Consider the following 16,162-nt stretch of genomic DNA (forward strand, 5'->3'; position numbering starts at 1 on the left):
GGGAGCAGAACCCTTGGTATTTTTTTATGTATTCACCACATATCTAAGAGGCCCCGTTAATAAGATTTTATGATGGTTTGACTAACGAATAATGGGGGTTAAACATGTTTATCCATATCGTCGGGCCTGGTGATTCTTTGTTTTCGATAGGCAGAAGATACGGTGCTTCTGTTGATCAAATACGGGGTGTGAATGGTTTAGATGAAACGAATATCGTGCCGGGGCAGGCTCTGCTTATCCCTCTTTATGTATATACAGTCCAGCCTGGAGATACGCTTACCGCCATTGCAGCCAAAGCGTTTGTGCCATTAGAGCGACTGCGAGCCGCCAATCCGGGCATCAACCCAAATGCTTTACAAGCGGGAGCAAAAATAACGATTCCTTCGATCTCAAATTACATTGCGGGAACGTTAAGTTTTTATGTGCTCCGAAACCCAGACCTCGATCGAGAATTAATCAATGATTATGCGCCATACTCGTCTTCGATTTCAATTTTCGAATACCATATTGCACCGAACGGCGATATTGCAAACCAATTGAATGATGCGGCCGCTATTGAGACAACTTGGCAAAGACGAGTCACGCCGCTGGCAACAATAACGAACCTTACATCAGGAGGCTTCAGTACGGAGATTGTTCACCAAGTGCTAAACAATCCGACAGCGAGAACCAATCTGGTCAACAACATTTATGACTTAGTTTCCACAAGGGGATATGGGGGTGTCACAATCGATTTTGAGCAGGTGAGCGCCGCGGATCGCGATCTTTTCACTGGGTTTTTACGCCAGCTGAGAGATCGACTTCAGGCGGGAGGGTATGTGCTGACGATAGCCGTTCCTGCAAAAACAAGCGATAATATTCCATGGCTGAGAGGCTATGATTACGGAGGAATAGGAGCGGTTGTCAATTATATGTTTATCATGGCTTATGATTGGCATCATGCCGGAAGTGAGCCGGGTCCTGTAGCGCCGATTACTGAAATAAGGAGAACCATTGAGTTTACGATTGCGCAGGTGCCGAGCAGAAAAATCATTATCGGAGTCCCGCTCTACGGGTACGACTGGATCATACCGTACCAGCCGGGCACAGTTGCTTCAGCGATTTCAAATCAAAACGCAATCGAAAGAGCGATGAGGTACCAAGCTCCGATACAATATTCAGCCGAATATCAATCACCGTTTTTCCGGTACAGTGATCAGCAGGGACGGACGCATGAGGTATGGTTTGAGGATGTCAGAAGCATGAGCCGGAAGATGCAGATCGTCCGTGAATACAGATTGCAGGCTATTGGCGCTTGGCAGTTAACGCTGGGCTTTACGCCGGGCCCATGGCTTCTGCGGAAATTTTTTACGATCAGAAAAGTATAAAAAAAGACACCACAGCTGGGGTGTCTTTTTTTTTGATTAAGTCCAGAGCAGCAGAATAGTTCATTCATTTGTACCTTGCATGGGTTGTGTTCCCATTTTACGATTAGTAGTAGTCTGATCAAACAAAGAGTCAGAATACGATTTGAGAGGGAGTTGTCTACATGAAGACAGTATTGATTTTGAATTTTCCTGCGGAAGGCCATGTGAATCCTACCTTAGGCATTACAAAAGCGTTTTCCGATAAGGGATATGATGTCCATTATATATCCACTGAAAAATATAAAAAACGATTAGAAGCAGCGGGAGCAACGGTCCATCTTCACCGGGATCTGCTGCGAACGACACCTATTCATGTCGGTTCGCCCAATGGCATTCTTGATTTCGTGAAAATCCATATCAAAACGTCATTAGACATTTTACAGATTGTCAAAGACTTATCTAAGAGCATTCAATTTGATTTTGTTTATTATGATAAATTCGGCGCGGGGGAATTGGTGAGGGATTACTTAGATATTCCAGGGGTCTCTTCATCGGCGTCTTTCCTGTTTGGCGAGGAGCATCTGAAAATCCTGCCGCTGCATCCGGAGTCTGGAGCGCCGCTTGAATTGGATCAAGAGTGCGAAGATCTTTTGGCAAAAATGAAAGAAACGTACGGTGTTGCCCCGAAAAACCTGGTTCAATTCATGAACAATAAAGGGGAATTGAACGTAGTGTATACAAGCCGTTATTTTCAGCCAGAAAGTGATCGTTTCGGGGATGAATGTCTGTTTATCGGGCCGAGCTTTCCAAAGAGAGCGGAAAAAACAGATTTCCCGATTGAACAGCTAAAAGATGAGAAGGTCATTTATATTTCAATGGGGACTGTACTGGATCATACAGAGGATTTCTTCAACCTTTGTATTGATGCATTTTCAGGCTTTAACGGAAAAGTCGTCATCGCTGCCGGAGAAAAAGCGGACCTGACCAAATTAAAGCAGGCGCCGGAAAACTTTATCATTGCTCCGTATGTCCCTCAGCTGGAAGTGCTGGAGCAATCGGATGTTTTCATTACACACGGCGGAATGAACAGCGTAAACGAAGGCATTCATTTCAGCGTGCCACTGGTTGTCATGCCTCATGACAAGGATCAGCCGATGGTGGCGCAGCGTCTCTCTGAACTCCATGCAGGCTATGTCATCTCTAAAGATGAAGTCAATGCCCAAATATTAAAACAGGCCGTAGATGAGGTTTTGCGCAACGATCAGTATACGGCAGGCATTAAAAAAATCAATCAAAGCTTCAAGGAATGTATGGACATGGAAGAAGTGATGGAGCGGATTGATGAGTTGATTCGCCAAAAAAACAAATAAGAAAAAGAACTCCCGTACCTTGTACGGGAGTTCTTCATTTAAAACTTGATTTTGATTTTTTGAGCATCACTGATTTTCTTATGGTTATGGTCAAAGACGTCACTTGTCGTGATTTCGATCCACTTAATCTCTTTTGTTTTCTTCTCCGCATCCGCGGCCTTATCATGAGCATGGCCGCTTGATGCGTTCACAATAAAGCCGAGATTTCCGGACTTTTCGGCCCCGCCTTCCAATTCACCGTTTAACTCTTCAAGATAAATATCTTTGTTCCAATCAAAGGTTTCGCCCGTATTTGTTTTCATCAATGCAATCGGCGCAACATTTACTTTTTTTGAAGAGGTGTTCTTGATATCAACGAAAACCTTAACGAAATCAAACTCTTCATCGTGTGTTAACTCATGAAAGTAATCAATCATGCTGTAGTCCGGGCGCAAGTGGATCAGCTTCATTTCTTTTACTGTTAACTCCACGTCGCCAATCTTATAGGTTTTGTTCACTTGTTTGATATCTTTTAAGACAGCTTTTCCTTTATCATCTGAAAACGTTTGGCCGACCTTAAGCAATGACCGGTCATCAGTTACCTGGGAATTAGGCTGATAATTATCTGTGCTGTCCTTCTGGGATGAAGTGCTTTGCGGCTCAGCTTTTACTGTTTTCTCCCCGCCTGCATGCTGTTTTTCAGTACTGGCGTTTGATGAGCAGCCCGCAAGCATGATAGCAAAAACGAAAATTGAAAGAATTCTTCTCATGATGATTCCTCCATTAAAAAGAGATCCCGTTACTTCATACAAGCAACGGGACACCTTGTATTCTTTTACTTATCGTTAATCTTAATGTTGTATTGTAAAGCCTTGAAGACATTTTTGGCGATTTCTGTATTGTCGATTTGGCCGGCAAATGTCTCACTAGACGGACCGTATGCATAGACGGGCACATCTTCACCGGTATGTCCGCCTGTGGTCCATCCAGTGTGAGAGCGTTTGTTAAAGATGTTCTCGATTGCGTTATCGATATCCAGTACTTCCTTCGATTTTGCCGCTTCTTCAACAGATTGAATTTCGGCTTTTGTTAAAGCCAATTTTTTTTGATCGATATATGTTTTCAATGTTTTTTCAACATCCGCGCCGTCAGCGATCTTTTCTGCCATAAAGTCTGGTGTGCGCTTTGCGGCTTTAATGGGTTCACTGAACCAATTGTAGATGCCGTCCGCACCGATGGAATATCCGCCGGTTGAGTGGTCAGCCGTTGCGACAACCAATGTGTGCTTGTCTTTTTTAGCGAAATCAATAGCCGCCTTATAAGCTTGTTCGAAGTCTTCCATCTCGCTCATGGCGCCGACGATATCATTGTCATGGCCCGCCCAGTCAATTTGGCTGCCTTCCACCATGAGGAAGAATCCGTCTTTATCCTTGTTTAATTTTTTTATGGCTGTGTTTGTCATGTCTTTAAGTGATGGAACATCCTTCGTCCGGTCAATCTTTTTAGGCAGGCCGCCGTCAGCGAATAGGCCGAGAACTTGGCTGTCTTTGTTTTTCAGCATGTCCTTGCGGTTATCCACATAGCTGTATCCCGCTTTTTTGAATTCCTTGATCAAATTACGGTCCTTACGGTAAAAATTGCTCTTTCCTCCGCCTAGAAGGACATCAATTTTGTGCTTGCCGTTGACCATCTCATCAAAATAATCATCCGCAATTGAGTTCATATTTTTTCGGCTGTGGTCGTGGGAACCGAAAGAGGCCGGAGTGGCGTGTGTAATTTCTGAAGTGGCCACAAGTCCTGTTGCTTTTCCTTTTTCTTTCGCAGCTTCAAGTACCGTTTTGGCTTCTGATCCGTCGTTATCCACCGCTATGGCATTATTGTATGTTTTAATTCCCGCAGACATAGCCGTTGCCGCCGCTGCAGAATCCGTTACATTTTGTTCAGGATCATCGGGGTAAGTTGTTTGCTGGCCGACAAGATACTGATCAAAAGCCGTAGGCTCCACAACTTTTGTCTTTTTATTATCCTTTAAGTATCGATAAGCAGACGTATAAGACACACCCATACCATCACCAATCAGAACAATAACATTCTTAATTTCGTCGTGGTTCCCCTTTTTCTTTTCCTGGGCGCTGGCTTCAGGCACACTGCCGCTGGCTAAGCTGCTGAACGCAATTGATGATAAAACCGCGATAGGCAGTAATTTCTTCGGGAATTTTTTCAACTGGATAACCTCCTAAATATAGATGAATCTCAATGACAACCCAATTATATTTTTAAACTGTTAAGCTAGTATTAATCGATTTTAAAGATTGGATTTACAAGAATAATGAACTGCTATCAAGAGAAAGGAAAGAGTGATAGTACTATAGAAATAAATTGGAGGAATAGATACTGGCCGTGGATAGGCGGACTGAAATCTGCTATAGTCGCATACAAGCAACCCGCTTACATCTTGAACAATTTTAAGTATTATGTTGGAAAGAGGTATTGTGTAAGCACATGTCTGAGCAATTCATATGGAGTGGCATCATTTTATTTTAGGAGGGAACAACATGGACGTTTTTTCTGAGTATTTAGCCGGGATTGATGACCCGTTCCACCGAGAAAGAACGGAAGAGGTGTTAACTTGGATAAAAAATAAATATCCAAATTTACATACAGAAATAAAATGGAACCAACCGATGTTTACGGATCACGGTACATTTATTATTGGCTTTAGTGTTTCTAAAAAGCATTTAGCTGTCGCTCCTGAAAAAGTAACGATAGCGCACGTAGAGGATGATATTGTGAAGGCAGGATATGACTACACCGAGCAGCTGATACGTATCCTTTGGAACGATCCAGTTGATTACACGCTACTTGAGAAAATGATTGAGTTTAATATTCTGGATAAGGCGGACTGCTCCACTTTTTGGCGGAAATGAAGAAAAAGGCATAACATATGAGCTGTATAAAATATGTTATGCCTTTTCATTTGTCTATTTTTCGTTTTGATCATCTATTGCTGCTTTTCATCAAACAAGGTCTTTTCATTGAGCGTAAGCTGACTCGCAGAATAATGATTACCTTGTTTCCATTTCACTTCAATCGTAATATCATGGCCTTCAAGCTCATGTTCATCTAACCGCTCTAAAAAAGAAACGGACTTTTCCTTTGCGTTTCCATCAGAAAAAGTGCCTCCAGAATAATCATGCATCGGGATTTCCGTGTCAGAACTCAGCAGAACTTCATCATCCTTTTTTACAATCAGTGATTCCAAATAAGTGTTGTCTGTTTCAATTGTATCACCGATCCAATAAAGTTCGCCGCTGTATTCATTCGGTGCATCTTCATTTTTTTTGAAAACAGCTTCCCAATTCTGATCTTTGCTTTCTCCCTGCCAATTCGGATACTCCAAACGAACATGATGAATCAGGTGATAGGAAAAAAAGATCAAGCAGAAAGTGATTAATAGGAATGCCGTGAAAATGAGAGGGTATTTATAATGACTGGACATAAAAGACTCCTATTCGTTTAATCAATTACCTTCGAAAATAGAATTTCATCCCGAATCAAAATGCCGTTTTCAGCCACCTCGGGAATCTCCGGCTTGAGTCGACGCGCTTTTTCAACTGCGTTCGGAAACACTTCGGCGAATTGATAGCCTCTCTTTTGATAAAACGCCATCGCATGTACATTATCATTCGTTGTGATAAGCTTTATTCGTTGACAATGTGCATGTTTAGCCGTCTCTTCAACCTGCTGAAGTAAAGCTGTGCCGATTCCTTTATTTTCAATCATACTATCTAATGAAATAATTTCACAATCTTTCCCATCTATCAAGTATGTAATACAGCCAAGGATTTCGCCGCTTTCATTTACTGCAGCAAATCCATCTAATTCATCACACCGAAAAATGCCGCTTGAAATCGCCATCTCGGGTGTACCCCAATGCTTGGCAAAAAAATCGGTCAACATATGTTTCGCTATCTCATTGTTTGGGATGATGATCATCGTAACACTCCTCTATTGAAAGATTGCATATAAACAATATATAACAAAAAATAGATGTTGAGGTGACAGCATGGAAATCAGCGATGTTATTTACGGGCACCACCATATAGACGGAGTGCTGGAAGAGCTTATCAAAAGCGCTCCTGTGCAAAGATTAAAAGGAATCTATCAAGGCGGAGCAAGCTTTTTAGTCAATCGAAAGTGGAATGTGACCAGGTATGAGCACTCCATCGGCGTAATGCTCCTCATCAAAAAGCTCGGAGGAACGATAGAAGAACAGATTGCGGGTCTGCTCCACGACGTATCACACACAGCTTTTTCTCATGTGGTCGACGTTGTCTTTGAAAATCAAGCAGAAGACTATCATGAAAACATCTTTCAACAAGTCATTGTTCACTCTGAAATCCCGGACATTCTAAAAAAATACGGCTATCATACTGAAGAACTTTTATCTGACGATTCAAGGTGGACATTGCTCGAACAGCCCGCACCGGAGCTATGTGCTGATCGGACAGACTATACGCTGCGTGATATGTACCGATATGGATACATTAACCTGCACGAAGGGCAAACCTTTTTGGATCATCTTATTGTGAGAAACGGAAAGATGTTTCCTGATAGTATTGAAGCTGCCGAATGGTTTGTCGGTGTGTACTACAAGGAAGTGATTGATTTCTTTTTGAATCCTGTGAATGTATATGGATATGAATATTTAGCGCGAGAATTGAAGGCAGCGCTGCGGCATGATGTCATATCCGCAGAGGATCTGCTGAAAACGGACCAAGAGGTACTGAACATCCTGCGTGCATCAAAAAATGAAGAAGTTCTGAGCTTCCTTACATCTATTCATCCCGGCATACAAGTAATAGAAGATGACATCCAGTACGATTTCCATCAAAAGAAGAAAATGCGCCTAATCGATCCATCCATTTTTTTTGATGACGAATGGATCAAATCCTCAGATGCTTCTGAAAAGGTGAGGAAAATGGGTGAGGCCGCTTATCAAAAAGCAAAAAAAGGTGTGTATATAAAAGTCTTAAATCAGTAAATGCCGCCTGACAGCGGCCTTTTTTCATGTTTGGCTTTGCAAACAAAGGGGAATAGGACAAACTGCGGGAACGCTTTATGAGAATATCAGCGTATTTACATACCATTCGGGGGTATAGTATTATCTAGGGGGCATGTTTTCATTGTCTGCGGGCAAAAGTTACAGGAAAAAATGAAGCAAAGGAGAATGAACATGAAAATCTCTAAAAATGCACTGGGAATTCTGATGTTATCTCTTGTTTTTGTTTTATCAGCATGCGGCAATAACAACAGTACGAAAGAAAGCACACATGACAATCATTCAGACTCCTCAACACATGAAGAGATGGACCATTCCGGATCAGCTGACGTTCCAGAGGGATTACAGGAATCTAAAAATCCGAAATACAAAGTAGGCAGCCAAGTAATCATCAATACTTCTCATATGAAAGGCATGAAAGGTGCCGAAGCTACGGTAACAGGCGCCTATGATACAACGGCGTATGTTGTTTCTTATACTCCGACTAATGGGGAACAGCGTGTGGATCATCACAAATGGGTGATCCAAGAAGAAATCAAAGATGCCGGAGATAAAACGTTACAACCCGGAGATCAGGTGATTTTAGAAGCTTCTCATATGAAAGGCATGAAAGGAGCAACAGCCGAGATCGACTCTGCAGAAAAAACAACTGTATACATGGTTGACTATACATCGACAACGAGCGGCGAAAAAGTGAAAAACCACAAATGGGTCACAGAAGATGAGCTTTCAGCTAAATCATAAAAAATCCTCCTTTTACAAGGAGGATTTTTTTGCTGTCTGAACAGGTCTTGTTAAAGAAATGAAAGCAAACAGGACAGCGATGATCACAATCGATCCGCCGCACCATGCCGTTGACACCACAGTACCCGTCTGATCCAAAACAACACCGCCAATGGCTGAGCCAAGGGCAATTCCGACTTGGAGGGCCGATGTGTTAAAGCTTTGCTGAATGTCAGACGAATCAGGTGCAATTTCAATTAAATAGCTTTGCTGAGCCGGGGCGAGGCTCCAGCTCAGAAGACCCCAAATCACCATGACAGGCAAAAAGAAAATCATAGACGATGTAGACAGCGGCAGTAAGAACATAATGATGGCAAAGGAACCGGTCACCAGCAAAATGCTCTTAAAGGAACCAAGCCGGTCAGATAGTGCTCCTCCGAAAGGGCCTCCGCATACAGCAGATATCCCGAAAAGGAAATAACAAATGCTGACCCAGAAAGAGCTCAGGTGAAGAGTCTCTTCTAAAAACGGCGCAAAGTAAGCGTATAGCGTGTAGTGGCCAGCTAATGTAAACATCGTGACGAGGTGTGAACTCGCGATTTTCAGATTACCGATCGTCTTGAGTTGTTCCCGGAAAGGAATCATTTTCTCCGCCGGTATTCTTTCAAAGAAGATTGAAATAATCAGCATGGAGATCAGTGCCAACAGGCCGATGCCAAGGAACAAAATCCGCCACCCGAAGGAATCGCTGATTAAGATTCCGAGCGGCACGCCTAATGCGATAGCAGAGCTGAATCCCATAAAAATAATTCCGATTGCGCGGGCTCTGTATTCAGGCGCTACAATTTTCGGGGCAATTGTTAAAGAAAGCACAACAATCAGCCCTGTACTCATTGCTGCCAATACCCTAGATACCATCAGTGTTGCGAAATTAGGGCTGAAATAGGCGACAAGATTGCTAAGGAAGAAAACAAATAAAGCAATTAGATATAAGCGCTTCCGCTCAATCTTCGCAGTCAATGCCATAAGCAGCGGCCCAGATACTGCATATCCCAGCGCAAACACACTGATCAGCTGTCCGGCTGAAACAATGGAAATGTCTAAATCATTTGCGATCTGAGGAAGAATTCCCCCCACAATTAACTCAACCAATCCGACTGCAATCGTAGAAGCTGCAAGCAGGAAAACTTTGAAATTCATAACAAACTCCTTTACTTAAATGTTTTGATAAATAAAAAAAATCCTGATTACAAAAAATGTCATAAACAAATTTTGTAATCAGGATTTTACGGTTCCTGGTAGACACCCTCAAACCATATTATTGAGGTTATACAAGTGATAATAGCTATTTAATTGATTCGTTTCCGTTGATGAGTGTACCACATTATGAATGAATCTTCCATAGAAAAATTTACAAAGTGATGAACCGGACAAGTGTATGATTATATTTATTTTATAAAAGTATAGACATTTAAAATTAAATGTCTATAATAATCTGTGTAAGCGTTTTAATAACAGGGGGGATAGCAGTTGAAAAAAATATTACTCGCGTGCAGCTCAGGAATGTCTACCAGTTTATTGGTGACAAAAATGAAGGAATACGCACAGTCTATCGGTGAGGAAGCAGAGATTTGGGCTGTTGGCCAGGATAAAGCAAAAGAAGACATGAGAAAAGCGGATGCCGTTTTGATCGGTCCGCAAATGAGCTTTCTGAAAAGCGAACTCCAAAAAGAAGCGGATCAATACAACATTCGGGTTGAAGTCATTGGCATGATGGCCTACGGAATGGCAGATGGGAAAAAAGCGTATGAGCAGGCATTGTCCTTAATGGAGAATCAATAATGGAACAGGTGAAAATCACGAATTTAACAGACGAACAAATCAGTTTTCAGCTTATCCTGCACAGCGGCAATGCCCGCAGCTGCATCATACAATCACTGCGCGCCTACAAAGAAGGGAACAAGGATGAGGCGGATGCCCTCATTGCCAAGGCTGAGCAGGACTTATCCGCGGCCCATGACATTCACTTTCAAATGATACAGAAGGAATCCGGCGGAGAAGCAACAGCTTTTTCATTGCTGCTTATGCATGCAGAGGATCATCTGATGTCAACATTATCCATGAAAGAATTAGTGAAAGAAATGCTTGATCTCTTTAAAACCAAGAATCTATAAATAATCGGGGTGGATAGGGTGTTCGAGAAAATCAGCCAATTCCTTGTTCCAATTGCAGGGAGGTTAAACAATAACCGCTATTTGCAAGTGTTGCGTGATGCATTTATGCTGGCTTTCCCGCTGACGATATTCGGGTCCATTTTTGTCGTGTTAACGAATTTGCCGTTTCTAAATAAAATCATGAACGCCTCAATGCTTACGTCGTTTCAGTCTCATTTCGGCATTGCCTCCACGGCGACAATGGGCATTATGTCTGTCTTTGTTGTGTTCGGGATAGGTTATTACCTGTCAAAAAGCTATCAGGTCGAAGCTGTATTTGGCGGAGCGATCGCTTTGGTTTCCTTTTTGCTCTTAACGCCATTTATCGTTCAGCCGGAAACAGGAGATGCCATTACAGGGGTTATCCCGGTCGACCGTCTCGGTGCAAAAGGGATGTTTCTTGGGATGATTACGGCATTTCTTTCTGGCGAAATCTACAGAAGAATCGTTCAAAAAAACCTGACAATCAAAATGCCAGCCGGCGTTCCGCCTGCTGTAGCAAAATCATTCGCCGCACTTATTCCGGCTTTTATCACATTGACCGTATTTTTGCTGATTAACGTAATGGTGACTCTGTTTTTTAAAACAAATATGCACGACGTCATTTATCACGCAATTCAGGCTCCGCTTGTCGGACTTGGAAGCGGTATCATTCCGACGCTGATTGCCGTGTTTTTCATTCAAATTCTTTGGTTTTTCGGACTGCATGGACAGATCATTATCAACTCCGTGATGGACCCGATTTGGAATACACTGCAGGTAGAAAACCTTTCTGCTTACACGGCGGGAAAAGAAATCCCTCATATTATTTCAAAACCGTTTATGGAGATTTATACAGTAGGGATGGGCGGAACCGGGATGACGCTTGCGATTGTGTTTACCATTCTCATATTCATGAAAAGCAGGCAGATGAAGCAAGTATCAAAACTTGGCCTCGCTCCCGGTATTTTTAACGTAAACGAACCGATTATCTTCGGGCTTCCGATTGTCATGAATCCGATCATTATTGTGCCTTGGGTGCTGGCACCGATGGTTGTTACGCTCGTCACCTATCTGGCTATGTCAGCCGGGCTCGTTCCGCCTCCGACTGGTGTGACAGTGCCGTGGACGGTTCCATTGTTCATTAATGGCATCATGGCGACGAACTCAATCATGGGGGGCGTAATGCAGCTTATCAATCTGCTGATTGTCTTCGTGATCTGGTTTCCGTTCCTAAAAGCAATGGATAAATTAAATCTGGCAAAAGAAAAAGAACAGGCTGTGCAGGAGACAGCTGCTCAGCAAAATGATAACAGCATAAAAATGTGACATAAGGGGAGAGAGACTTGGCACAAACAGAACAATATCGTTTTCCAAAGGATTTTTGGTGGGGATCATCCGCTTCAGCAACACAAATGGAGGGTGCCGCCGACAGAGACGGAAAAGGGCAGAATATTTGGGATTATTGGTTTGAGAAAGAACCACATCGTTTTTTTGATCATGTCGGCCCCGCAGACACATCCCAATTTTACGACAATTATAAAGAAGATATCAGGCTGATGAAGGAGCTTGGGCACAACTCGTTCCGGATGTCGATTTCCTGGTCACGTTTAATACCAAACGGAACGGGCGAGATCAACGATAAAGCCGCAGATTTCTATAACAATGTCATTGATGAGTTGATCGTTAACGGAATTGAACCTTTTGTCAATTTGTTTCATTTCGATATGCCGATGGCGCTTCAAAAAATCGGCGGCTGGGTCAACAGAGAGACGGTTGACGCGTATGAAAACTATGCAAGAACTTGCTTCCGTTTATATGGCGGCCGGGTGAAAAAATGGTTCACGCATAATGAACCAATCGTTCCCGTGGAAGGCGGATACCTATATGATTTTCATTATCCAAACAAGGTCGACTTTAAAGAGGCTGTCCAGGTTGGATTTCATACGATGCTGTCAAGTGCCCGTGCGATTCAGGCTTATAGGGAGATGGAGCAGGACGGAAAAATCGGAATCATTTTAAATTTGACTCCATCATACCCGAGAAGCAGCCATCCGGCGGATGTGAAAGCCGGGGAAATCGCAGACGCGTTTTTTAACAGATCTTTTTTAGACCCATCTGTCAAAGGCGAATTTCCAAAAGAGCTGGTTGACATTTTGAAGCATGAAGGCTTTATGCCAGATTACAACGCTGAAGATCTTGATATCATCAAAAAGAACACGGTTGACCTGTTGGGAGTGAATTATTACCAGCCGAGACGTGTGAAAGCGAAAGAACATCTTCCGAATCCCGACGCTCCTTTTTTACCGGACAGGTATTTTGATCCCTACGTCATGCCGGGCCGCAAAATGAATCCGCATCGCGGCTGGGAGATCTATGAAAAAGGCGTTTATGATATTTTGATTAATTTAAAAGAAAACTACGGCAACATCGAGTGTTTTATCTCTGAAAACGGTATGGGGGTTGAAGGTGAAGAGCGATTCAGGGATGAACAAGGCATCATTCAAGATGATTACCGGATTGAATTTATAAAAGAGCACCTCAAATGGATTCACCGCGCCATACAAGAAGGATCAAACGTAAAAGGTTATCACTTATGGACGTTCATGGACAACTGGTCTTGGACAAATGCCTATAAAAACCGATACGGGTTTGTATCAGTCAATCTTGAGAAAGACGGAGAAAGAACCGTCAAAAAGAGCGGAAAATGGTTCAAAAAGGTTGCTGAGCATAGCGGTTTCTAGATTTTCCTAAAGGTCAAGATCTTCCGGCAATCATCATAACGAATAGAGATGACGAAAATCCGCAACATTGATGAAATAGGGAAAAGAACTTATGATATCCGTAAAAGCTTATGTGATATCAGACTCTAACAGCTGCCGGAGGATGCCAATGAATAAATACGAAATTATTGCAAATGAAATGAGAAATAGAATTAAAAATAACGTATATCCGATCGATCAGCCCATTCCTGATGAAGTATCTCTTGCAAAAGAATTTAACTCAAGCCGCATGACGATGAAGAGAGCCTTGGATAATTTAGTTGCCGAGGGTCTGCTGTTTAGAAAACGCGGCCATGGCACGTTTATTATTCAATCTGCAATACAGGATGACCATGTACATGTAGTCAGCAATGAGATTCTCGGATTGACCAACTTGCTGAAAGATAAAAAAATCAAAAGCAAGGTCATTCAGTTTGAAGTGCAATTTCCCACTGAGGAAGTGGCCGCCCATTTGTCTATTGATCAGAAAACACCGGTTTATTATGTCGTTCGGCTGCGAATTGTAGAAGGTGAACCCTATGTATTAGAAAAAACATATATGCCGACTCATTTAATACCGGGCATTAATGACGATGTCCTTCATGATTCGATCTACAATCATATTACAAATGTGCTGCAGCTCAAAATCGCCGGAACGCATCGGAAAATCAGAGCCTGCAAATCTGATCATATTGACCAGCAGCATCTGGGCTGTAAACAGGATGATCCAATTCTTGAAGTGGAACATGTGGGCTTCTTAGATACCGGGATTCCATTTGAATATTCCTTTTCACGTCATCGGCATGACAAGTTTGTTGTGACTTCTGTAAACATACGGCGCTGATTGCGGAGACAACAAGGAGGCCATCTGCATGCTTGGCGGTATTGAAGCAGGCGGCACAAAGATTGTTTGTGCTGTCGGTAAAGAAGATGGAACAATCATTGACCGAATAGAATTCCCCACAAAGATGCCGGATGAAACGATAGAGAAAGTAATTCAATATTTTCGCCAATTTTCATTACAGGCAATCGGCATCGGTTCCTTTGGTCCCATTGATAACGATAAAACCAGTCAAACATACGGTACCATTATGGCCACGCCGAAAGCGGGCTGGAGACACTATCCCTTTTTGCAAACCGTTAAGAACAAAATGAAAATCCCAGTCGGATTTAGTACAGATGTCAACGCTGCGGCGCTGGGTGAATTCATTTTCGGTGAAGCGAAGGGTATTGACAGCTGCCTGTATATAACGATTGGCACTGGCATCGGAGCGGGGGCTATTGTAGAGGGGAGGCTCCTTCAGGGGCTGTCACACCCAGAGATGGGCCATATTTATATCCGGAGGCATCCGTCTGACGTATACCAAGGGAAGTGCCCTTATCATGGAGATTGCTTTGAAGGCTTGGCTTCCGGTCCCGCCATTGAAGCGCGCTGGGGAAAAAAAGCCGCGGATTTATCAGATATAGCACAAGTCTGGGAACTGGAAGGGTACTATATTGCCCAAGCACTGGCTCAGTATATTTTGATCCTTGCACCTAAAAAAATCATTCTTGGCGGCGGCGTCATGCAACAGAAACAAGTGTTTTCTTATATCTATCAATATGTACCGAAAATCATGAACAACTACTTAGATTTTTCTGAATTGTCAGATGATATAAGTAATTATATTGTACCTCCACGTTTAGGCTCTAACGCCGGAATCATCGGCACGCTAGTTTTGGCGCACCAGGCCTTACAAGCAGAGGCAGCATCCGGGGAGGTGCGATCATGACGCATCCTTTATTTTTAGAGCCTGTCTTTAAAGAAAGACTATGGGGAGGGACGAAGCTTCGTGACGCTTTTGGCTACGCAATACCCTCACAAAAAACAGGTGAGTGCTGGGCCGTTTCTGCACATGCTCATGGCCCGTCGGCTGTAAAGAACGGCCCGCTGGCAGGAAAGACACTAGATCAAGTATGGCTAGATCATCCAGAGATTTTCGGTTTTCCAGATAGGAAGGTGTTTCCGCTGCTGGTAAAGCTGCTAGACGCTAATATGGATCTCTCAGTGCAAGTCCATCCAGATGATGATTATGCAAAACTGCACGAAAATGGCGACCTTGGTAAAACGGAGTGCTGGTATATCATTGATTGCAAAGATAACGCCGAACTAATTTTGGGACATCATGCAAGCACAAAGGAAGAGTTCAAACAACGAATAGAAAGCGGTGATTGGAACGGGCTGCTGAGGCGAATCAAAATCAAGCCCGGAGATTTCTTTTATGTGCCAAGCGGTACACTCCATGCTTTATGTGAGGGAACCCTTGTCCTGGAAATCCAGCAAAACTCTGATACAACGTATCGCGTATACGATTATGACCGCTGTAATGACCAGGGCCAAAAAAGAACTCTTCATATAGAAAAAGCCATGGAAGTCATAACGATACCGCATATCGATAAAGTGCATACACCGGAAGTGAAAGAAGTTGGTAACGCCGAGATCACTGTTTATGTGCAATCAGATTATTTCTCAGTGTACAAATGGAAGATTAGCGGCCGAACTGCTTTTCCTTCATATCAAACCTATTTGCTGGGGAGTGTTCTGAGCGGATCAGGACGAATCATAAACAATGGTAGTCAGTATGAATGCAATGCAGGCTCACACTTTGTCTTGCCTGCGCATTTTGGCGAGTTTTCAATAGAAGGAACATGTGAATTCATGATATCTCATCCTTAATGAATGGGGGGA

16 protein-coding genes, 1 pseudogene and 1 riboswitch are annotated in these 16,162 nt (G+C 43.0%); of the genes and pseudogenes, 12 read left to right on the forward strand and 5 right to left on the reverse strand.

Translation table 11 applies throughout. From position 1 onward, the window contains the following. The first annotated feature begins 104 nt into the window (after positions 1 to 104). The gene (locus ACFVP7_RS03155; protein ID WP_064672000.1) at positions 105 to 1,367 is read left to right on the forward strand and encodes a glycoside hydrolase family 18 protein; all 1,263 of its coding nucleotides are present in this window, start codon (positions 105 to 107) and stop codon (positions 1,365 to 1,367) included. A 161-nt stretch (positions 1,368 to 1,528) separates the two neighbouring features. Then, positions 1,529 to 2,716, forward strand: coding sequence for a macrolide family glycosyltransferase (locus ACFVP7_RS03160; protein WP_003234124.1), 1,188 nt, complete (start codon positions 1,529 to 1,531; stop codon positions 2,714 to 2,716). Positions 2,717 to 2,754: 38 nt separating this feature from the next. Here ACFVP7_RS03160 and ACFVP7_RS03165 read toward each other — a convergent pair whose 3' ends face one another. Together ACFVP7_RS03165 and phoB are read right to left on the reverse strand one after the other, a co-directional pair. Then, positions 2,755 to 3,465 carry a membrane lipoprotein lipid attachment site-containing protein gene (locus ACFVP7_RS03165; RefSeq protein WP_038427455.1) on the reverse strand — a complete coding sequence of 237 codons (711 nt, stop codon included), beginning with the start codon at positions 3,463 to 3,465 and terminating at the stop codon, positions 2,755 to 2,757. 65 nt (positions 3,466 to 3,530) lie between these two features. Next, a complete protein-coding gene (gene phoB, locus ACFVP7_RS03170; RefSeq protein WP_213419582.1) occupies positions 3,531 to 4,919 on the reverse strand; it encodes an alkaline phosphatase in 1,389 nt (462 codons plus the stop codon). Positions 4,920 to 5,250: 331 nt separating this feature from the next. On the opposite strand from phoB, the gene fra reads away from it, so the two are divergent. Then, on the forward strand, positions 5,251 to 5,622 hold the full coding sequence (gene fra / locus ACFVP7_RS03175; protein WP_396582963.1) for an iron chaperone frataxin: 372 nt from the start codon (positions 5,251 to 5,253) through the stop codon (positions 5,620 to 5,622). Positions 5,623 to 5,696: 74 nt separating this feature from the next. Here fra and ACFVP7_RS03180 read toward each other — a convergent pair whose 3' ends face one another. Both ACFVP7_RS03180 and ACFVP7_RS03185 read right to left on the reverse strand, forming a co-directional pair. Further along, positions 5,697 to 6,194, reverse strand: coding sequence for a YdhH/YoaO family protein (locus tag ACFVP7_RS03180; protein WP_338732515.1), 498 nt, complete (start codon positions 6,192 to 6,194; stop codon positions 5,697 to 5,699). 17 nt (positions 6,195 to 6,211) lie between these two features. Further along, positions 6,212 to 6,691 (reverse strand): GNAT family N-acetyltransferase, encoded by a 480-nt coding sequence (locus ACFVP7_RS03185; protein ID WP_338732517.1) that lies wholly within the window; start codon positions 6,689 to 6,691, stop codon positions 6,212 to 6,214. A gap of 70 nt (positions 6,692 to 6,761) precedes the next feature. Here ACFVP7_RS03185 and ACFVP7_RS03190 point away from each other — a divergent pair, with 70 nt between their 5' ends. Next, positions 6,762 to 7,739: an HD domain-containing protein gene (locus ACFVP7_RS03190; RefSeq protein ID WP_338732519.1), complete on the forward strand. Its 978-nt coding sequence runs from the start codon at positions 6,762 to 6,764 to the stop codon at positions 7,737 to 7,739. Positions 7,740 to 7,881: 142 nt separating this feature from the next. Next, positions 7,882 to 8,501, forward strand: a pseudogene (locus ACFVP7_RS03195) (YdhK family protein). A 12-nt stretch (positions 8,502 to 8,513) separates the two neighbouring features. Here the strand turns inward: ACFVP7_RS03195 and pbuE are convergent. Next, positions 8,514 to 9,680, reverse strand: coding sequence for a purine transporter PbuE (pbuE, locus tag ACFVP7_RS03200; RefSeq protein WP_338732521.1), 1,167 nt, complete (start codon positions 9,678 to 9,680; stop codon positions 8,514 to 8,516). Between the two features lie 55 nt (positions 9,681 to 9,735). Further along, positions 9,736 to 9,835: riboswitch (purine riboswitch) on the reverse strand. A 175-nt stretch (positions 9,836 to 10,010) separates the two neighbouring features. On the opposite strand from pbuE, the gene ACFVP7_RS03205 reads away from it, so the two are divergent. The 7 genes from ACFVP7_RS03205 to manA all read left to right on the forward strand — a co-directional run bounded on the left by ACFVP7_RS03205 (position 10,011) and on the right by manA (position 16,150). Next, entirely contained in the window at positions 10,011 to 10,322 is a 312-nt protein-coding gene (locus tag ACFVP7_RS03205) for a PTS sugar transporter subunit IIB (protein ID WP_396582964.1), read from the forward strand. After that, positions 10,322 to 10,654: a PTS lactose/cellobiose transporter subunit IIA gene (locus tag ACFVP7_RS03210; RefSeq protein ID WP_134991913.1), complete on the forward strand. Its 333-nt coding sequence runs from the start codon at positions 10,322 to 10,324 to the stop codon at positions 10,652 to 10,654. Before ACFVP7_RS03205 ends, ACFVP7_RS03210 begins: the two co-directional genes overlap by 1 nt. A gap of 18 nt (positions 10,655 to 10,672) precedes the next feature. Continuing rightward, on the forward strand, positions 10,673 to 12,001 hold the full coding sequence (gene celB, locus ACFVP7_RS03215; protein WP_015715334.1) for a PTS cellobiose transporter subunit IIC: 1,329 nt from the start codon (positions 10,673 to 10,675) through the stop codon (positions 11,999 to 12,001). Between the two features lie 17 nt (positions 12,002 to 12,018). Next, positions 12,019 to 13,416, forward strand: coding sequence for a 6-phospho-beta-glucosidase GmuD (gmuD, locus tag ACFVP7_RS03220; RefSeq protein WP_396582965.1), 1,398 nt, complete (start codon positions 12,019 to 12,021; stop codon positions 13,414 to 13,416). 148 nt (positions 13,417 to 13,564) lie between these two features. Next, the gene (gmuR, locus tag ACFVP7_RS03225) at positions 13,565 to 14,278 is read left to right on the forward strand and encodes a transcriptional regulator GmuR (RefSeq protein ID WP_003234096.1); all 714 of its coding nucleotides are present in this window, start codon (positions 13,565 to 13,567) and stop codon (positions 14,276 to 14,278) included. A gap of 28 nt (positions 14,279 to 14,306) precedes the next feature. Next, complete coding sequence (gmuE, locus tag ACFVP7_RS03230) at positions 14,307 to 15,206, forward strand: fructokinase GmuE (RefSeq protein WP_396582966.1); 900 nt, start codon at positions 14,307 to 14,309, stop codon at positions 15,204 to 15,206. After that, positions 15,203 to 16,150 carry a mannose-6-phosphate isomerase, class I gene (gene manA / locus ACFVP7_RS03235; protein ID WP_153255736.1) on the forward strand — a complete coding sequence of 316 codons (948 nt, stop codon included), beginning with the start codon at positions 15,203 to 15,205 and terminating at the stop codon, positions 16,148 to 16,150. The genes gmuE and manA overlap by 4 nt, the downstream gene beginning before the upstream one ends. The last annotated feature ends 12 nt before the right edge of the window (positions 16,151 to 16,162 follow it).

Source organism: Bacillus sp. SG20033, from assembly GCF_044570195.1.
GTDB lineage: Bacteria > Bacillota > Bacilli > Bacillales > Bacillaceae > Bacillus > Bacillus subtilis.

What these genes read in the sequence shown, in the direction of transcription:
- ACFVP7_RS03155 (WP_064672000.1), top strand. Translation starts at nt 105, where the DNA reads ATGTTTATCCATATCGTCGGGCCTGGTGATTCTTTGTTTTCGATAGGC.
- ACFVP7_RS03160 (WP_003234124.1), top strand. Translation starts at nt 1,529, where the DNA reads ATGAAGACAGTATTGATTTTGAATTTTCCTGCGGAAGGCCATGTGAAT.
- ACFVP7_RS03165 (WP_038427455.1), bottom strand. Translation starts at nt 3,465, where the DNA reads ATGAGAAGAATTCTTTCAATTTTCGTTTTTGCTATCATGCTTGCGGGC.
- fra (WP_396582963.1), top strand. Translation starts at nt 5,251, where the DNA reads ATGGACGTTTTTTCTGAGTATTTAGCCGGGATTGATGACCCGTTCCAC.
- ACFVP7_RS03180 (WP_338732515.1), bottom strand. Translation starts at nt 6,194, where the DNA reads ATGTCCAGTCATTATAAATACCCTCTCATTTTCACGGCATTCCTATTA.
- ACFVP7_RS03185 (WP_338732517.1), bottom strand. Translation starts at nt 6,691, where the DNA reads ATGATCATCATCCCAAACAATGAGATAGCGAAACATATGTTGACCGAT.
- ACFVP7_RS03190 (WP_338732519.1), top strand. Translation starts at nt 6,762, where the DNA reads ATGGAAATCAGCGATGTTATTTACGGGCACCACCATATAGACGGAGTG.
- pbuE (WP_338732521.1), bottom strand. Translation starts at nt 9,680, where the DNA reads ATGAATTTCAAAGTTTTCCTGCTTGCAGCTTCTACGATTGCAGTCGGA.
- ACFVP7_RS03210 (WP_134991913.1), top strand. Translation starts at nt 10,322, where the DNA reads ATGGAACAGGTGAAAATCACGAATTTAACAGACGAACAAATCAGTTTT.
- gmuR (WP_003234096.1), top strand. Translation starts at nt 13,565, where the DNA reads ATGAATAAATACGAAATTATTGCAAATGAAATGAGAAATAGAATTAAA.
- gmuE (WP_396582966.1), top strand. Translation starts at nt 14,307, where the DNA reads ATGCTTGGCGGTATTGAAGCAGGCGGCACAAAGATTGTTTGTGCTGTC.
- manA (WP_153255736.1), top strand. Translation starts at nt 15,203, where the DNA reads ATGACGCATCCTTTATTTTTAGAGCCTGTCTTTAAAGAAAGACTATGG.